Genomic DNA, 5,477 nt, shown 5'->3' on the forward strand with positions numbered 1-5,477 from the left:
TTAATATGGAGAGTTTGATCCTGGCTCAGAGTGAACGCTGGCGGCGTGCCTAATACATGCAAGTCGAACGGACGAGTAAGAGTTTGCTCTTATGAGTTAGTGGCGCACGGGTGAGTAATGTATAGCTAATCTGCCCTACACTAGAGGACAACAGTTGGAAACGACTGCTAATACTCTATACTCCTGTCTGACATAAGTTAGATAGGGAAAGTTTTTCGGTGTAGGATGAGGCTATATTGTATCAGCTAGTTGGTGAGGTAATGGCTCACCAAGGCTATGACGCATAACTGGTCTGAGAGGATGATCAGTCACACTGGAACTGAGACACGGTCCAGACTCCTACGGGAGGCAGCAGTAGGGAATATTGCTCAATGGGGGAAACCCTGAAGCAGCAACGCCGCGTGGAGGATGACACTTTTCGGAGCGTAAACTCCTTTTGTTAGGGAAGAACAATGACGGTACCTAACGAATAAGCACCGGCTAACTCCGTGCCAGCAGCCGCGGTAATACGGAGGGTGCAAGCGTTACTCGGAATCACTGGGCGTAAAGGACGCGTAGGCGGATTATCAAGTCTCTTGTGAAATCCTATGGCTTAACCATAGAACTGCTTGGGAAACTGATAATCTAGAGTGAGGGAGAGGCAGATGGAATTGGTGGTGTAGGGGTAAAATCCGTAGAGATCACCAGGAATACCCATTGCGAAGGCGATCTGCTGGAACTCAACTGACGCTAATGCGTGAAAGCGTGGGGAGCAAACAGGATTAGATACCCTGGTAGTCCACGCCCTAAACGATGTATACTAGTTGTTGCTAAGCTAGTCTTGGCAGTAATGCACCTAACGGATTAAGTATACCGCCTGGGGAGTACGGTCGCAAGATTAAAACTCAAAGGAATAGACGGGGACCCGCACAAGCGGTGGAGCATGTGGTTTAATTCGAAGATACGCGAAGAACCTTACCCGGACTTGATATCTAACAAATCATCTAGAGATAGAAGAGTGTCTGCTTGCAGAAATGTTAAGACAGGTGCTGCACGGCTGTCGTCAGCTCGTGTCGTGAGATGTTGGGTTAAGTCCCGCAACGAGCGCAACCCACGTCATTAGTTGCTAACAGTTCGGCTGAGCACTCTAATGAGACTGCCTTCGTAAGGAGGAGGAAGGTGTGGACGACGTCAAGTCATCATGGCCCTTATGTCCGGGGCGACACACGTGCTACAATGGCATATACAATGAGAAGCAATATCGCGAGATGGAGCAAATCTATAAAATATGTCCCAGTTCGGATTGGAGTCTGCAACTCGACTCCATGAAGCCGGAATCGCTAGTAATCGTAGATCAGCCATGCTACGGTGAATACGTTCCCGGGTCTTGTACTCACCGCCCGTCACACCATGGGAGTTGATTTCACTCGAAGCCGGAATACTAAATTAGTTACCGTCCACAGTGGAATCAGCGACTGGGGTGAAGTCGTAACAAGGTAACCGTAGGAGAACCTGCGGTTGGATCACCTCCTTTCTAGAGTACATATAGATATTCTCTCACAAGGTATCTATAAGAAAGATATTCTCAATCATCCTTGTTTAGTTTTGAAAGATTGATAGACCTATAGGGGCCTATAGCTCAGCTGGTTAGAGTGCACCCCTGATAAGGGTGAGGTCACAAGTTCAAGTCTTGTTAGGCCCACCAGAGAATTTAATTGGGGAATTAGCTCAGCTGGGAGAGCGCCTGCTTTGCACGCAGGAGGTCAGCGGTTCGATCCCGCTATTCTCCACCATGAAATAGTTTAACAGTAAAAGTCTATATTAAGTGTTTTTAGAAACATTTACTTTAGACTTTTAAGCATCTTAATCTTTATTGATTATGAAGTTGTCGAAAACAACTTTGTGCTTTAGAGGTTTCCAAAGGGTGTAACTCTTTGGTCGTAAAGGCTAGCTTGCTAGTCTGCGAAGTCTAAGTGTTCTTTTAATTAATATTGTTAATAGTCACAAGCAAGTTTTAAAAACAATTTTACAGGACTTGTTAAAGATTTAAATTTCTATTCTCTTTGCATTTAATGCAAAAGTTTGACATCACAATCTATTTAGGATTTAAAACTTATCTAAATAGTAGTCAATGCTTTCCGTCTTGAGAGCTAGAATTTAAATGTAGTAACATAAAGTTATCTTTAACAAGGAAGTGATGCGAATTAGAATAATCTAATATAGAAAAGGTAAGCTACAAAGAGCAAGTGGTGGATGCCTTGGCTAGTAGAGGCGATGAAAGACGTGCCAGGCTGCGATAAGTCTCGGGGAGCCGTCAAGGGGCTTTGATCCGGGAATTTCTGAATGGGGCAACCCAACTAATAGAGATATTAGTTACCGTATAACGGAGCGAACGAGGGGAATTGAAACATCTTAGTACCCTCAGGAAAAGAAATCAAAAGAGATTACGCTAGTAGCGGCGAGCGAACGCGTAAGAGGGCAAACCACTAGTTTACTAGTGGGGTTGTAGGACTGCAATATAGACTAAACTTAGCTAATAGAACGACCTGGAAAGGTTAGGCACAGAGGGTGATACCCCCGTATATGAAAGCTTTGTTTTACTTAGCAGTATCCTGAGTAGGGCGGAACACGTGATATTCTGTCTGAAGCTGGGTAGACCACTATCCAACCCTAAATACTACTACTAGACCGATAGTGCACAAGTACCGTGAGGGAAAGGTGAAAAGAACTGAGGTGATCAGAGTGAAATAGAACCTGAAACCATTTGCTTACAATCATTCAGAGCCCTATGATTTATCAGGGTGATGGACTGCCTTTTGCATAATGAGCCTGCGAGTTGTGATGTCTGGCGAGGTTAAGGAAACCCGGAGCCGTAGCGAAAGCGAGTCTTAATAGGGCGTTTAGTCAGACGTTGCAGACCCGAAACGATGTGATCTATCCATGAGCAGGTTGAAACCGGTGTAAGAGCCGGTGGAGGACCGAACCCGCTAGCGTTGAAAAGCTATGGGATGACTTGTGGATAGGGGTGAAAGGCCAATCAAACATCGTGATAGCTGGTTCTCTCCGAAATATATTTAGGTATAGCGTCATGTAGTAACACTAGGGGGTAGAGCACTGAATGGGCTAGGGCATACACCAATGTACCAAACCCTATCAAACTCCGAATACCTAGTGTGTAATCATGGCAGTCAGGCGGCGAGTGATAAAATCCGTCGTCGAGAGGGGAACAACCCAGACTAACAGCTAAGGTCCCTAAATCTCATTTAAGTGGAAAACGATGTGGAGTTACTTAAACAACCAGGAGGTTGGCTTAGAAGCAGCCATCCTTTAAAGAAAGCGTAATAGCTCACTGGTCTAGTGATTCTGCGCGGAAAATATAACGGGGCTAAAATGAGTACCGAAGCTTTAGACTTAGTTTTACTAAGTGGTAGGAGAGCGTTGTATTTGCGTTGAAGGTATACCGGTAAGGAGTGCTGGAGCGAATACAAGTGAGCATGCAGGCATGAGTAGCGATAATTGGGGTGAGAATCCCCAACGCCGTAAACCCAAGGTTTCCTACGCGATGCTCGTCATCGTAGGGTTAGCCGGGTCCTAAGCAAAGTCCGAAAGGGGTATGCGATGGAAAATTGGTTAATATTCCAATGCCAACTATAATGTGCGATGGAAGGACGCTTAGAGTTAAAGGAGCCAGCGGATGGTAGTGCTGGTCGAAAGGTGCAGGTTGGAGTTCAGGCAAATCCGAATTCCTTTAAGCCGAGGCCTTACAGGTGCGTGAAGTTCTTCGGAATGAATCGTAAATCCTTTATACTGTCGAGCCAAGAAAAGTTTCTAAGTTTAGTTATAGTTGCCCGTACCGTAAACCGACACAGGTGGGTGGGATGAGTATTCTAAGGCGCGTGGAAGAACTCTCTTCAAGGAACTCTGCAAAATAGCACCGTATCTTCGGTATAAGGTGTGCCTAACTTTGTGAAGGATTTACTCCGTAAGCATTGAAGGTTACAACAAAGAGTCCCTCCCGACTGTTTACCAAAAACACAGCACTCTGCTAACTCGTAAGAGGATGTATAGGGTGTGACGCCTGCCCGGTGCTCGAAGGTTAATTGATGACGTTAGCTCTGCGAAGCGTTTGATCGAAGCCCGAGTAAACGGCGGCCGTAACTATAACGGTCCTAAGGTAGCGAAATTCCTTGTCGATTAAATATCGACCTGCATGAATGGCGTAACGAGATGGGAGCTGTCTCGAAGAGGGATCCAGTGAAATTGTAGTGGAGGTGAAAATTCCTCCTACCCGCGGCAAGACGGAAAGACCCCGTGGACCTTTACTACAGCTTGACACTGCTATTGGGATAAAAATGTGCAGGATAGGCGGGAGGCTTTGATCCATAGACGCCAGTTTATGGTGAGCCATTGTTGAGATACCGCTCTTTTTTATTCTGATAGCTAACTAGCTTGAGTTATCCTCAAGTAGGACAATGTCTGGTGGGTAGTTTGACTGGGGCGGTCGCCTCCCAAAATGTAACGGAGGCTTACAAAGGTTGGCTCAGAACGGTTGGAAATCGTTCGTAGAGTATAAAGGCATAAGCCAGCTTAACTGCGAGACATACACGTCAAGCAGAGACGAAAGTCGGTCTTAGTGATCCGGTGGTTCTGTGTGGAAGGGCCATCGCTCAAAGGATAAAAGGTACCCCGGGGATAACAGGCTGATCTCCCCCAAGAGCTCACATCGACGGGGAGGTTTGGCACCTCGATGTCGGCTCATCGCATCCTGGGGCTGGAGCAGGTCCCAAGGGTATGGCTGTTCGCCATTTAAAGCGGTACGCGAGCTGGGTTCAGAACGTCGTGAGACAGTTCGGTCCCTATCTGCCGTGGGCGCAAGAAGATTGAGGAGAGTTGACCCTAGTACGAGAGGACCGGGTCGAACCAACCACTGGTGTACGAGTTGTCCTGCCAAGGGCACCGCTCGGTAGCTATGTTGGGATGTGATAACTGCTGAAAGCATCTAAGCAGGAAGCCAACTCCAAGATGAATCTTCTTTTAAGAGCTCATATAGACTATGTGTTTGATAGGCTGGGTGTGTAATGGATGAAAGTCCTTTAGCTGACCAGTACTAATAGCTCGTCTGCTTATCTTTTAATAAGCATCACTTCCTTGTTAAGGATAAAAACTTAATAAGATATGTTTTTATAAAACTTTGTTTATGACTTTTAACTTTATCTAGTAGTGTTAAATAAGAGATTTAGTTAATGTATCTTTTATTTAACACTGCCCGTGACTATACAGACGAGGAAACGCCTTGCTCCATCTCGAACCAAGAAGCTAAGCTCGTCCTGGCTGATGATACTCTCCCTTACTGGGATGTTGGAAAAGTAGGTCGTTGCGGGCTTTGTTGTTAATCTGCTTTTAATTTCAAATATTCAATTAATTAATCAAAATTTATTATTATTGTTGTTTCTTGTCTAAGTATAGAATATTAGTTTTTTTATTTTTTTAATTAGTTT

2 tRNA genes and 3 rRNA genes are annotated in these 5,477 nt (G+C 45.3%); all 5 read left to right on the forward strand.

The annotated features are described in order from the left end of the window. Nucleotides 1-2: 2 nt before the first annotated feature. The 5 genes from CYP26_RS05845 (at nucleotide 3) to rrf (ending at nucleotide 5,362) form a co-directional block, all read left to right on the forward strand. Nucleotides 3-1,513: ribosomal RNA gene (locus tag CYP26_RS05845) — 16S ribosomal RNA — on the forward strand. 94 nt (nucleotides 1,514-1,607) lie between these two features. Continuing rightward, nucleotides 1,608-1,684: transfer RNA gene (locus CYP26_RS05850), tRNA-Ile, on the forward strand. A 12-nt stretch (nucleotides 1,685-1,696) separates the two neighbouring features. Beyond that, nucleotides 1,697-1,772 (forward strand) — tRNA-Ala (locus tag CYP26_RS05855). A 433-nt stretch (nucleotides 1,773-2,205) separates the two neighbouring features. Then, nucleotides 2,206-5,110 (forward strand): 23S ribosomal RNA (locus CYP26_RS05860). A gap of 133 nt (nucleotides 5,111-5,243) precedes the next feature. Continuing rightward, nucleotides 5,244-5,362: ribosomal RNA gene (gene rrf, locus CYP26_RS05865) — 5S ribosomal RNA — on the forward strand. The 16S, 23S and 5S rRNA genes sit together here with 2 tRNA genes alongside, the layout of an rRNA operon. The last annotated feature ends 115 nt before the right edge of the window (nucleotides 5,363-5,477 follow it).

This window comes from Campylobacter concisus (assembly GCF_002913225.1).
Classification (GTDB): Bacteria; Campylobacterota; Campylobacteria; order Campylobacterales; family Campylobacteraceae; genus Campylobacter_A; species Campylobacter_A concisus_J.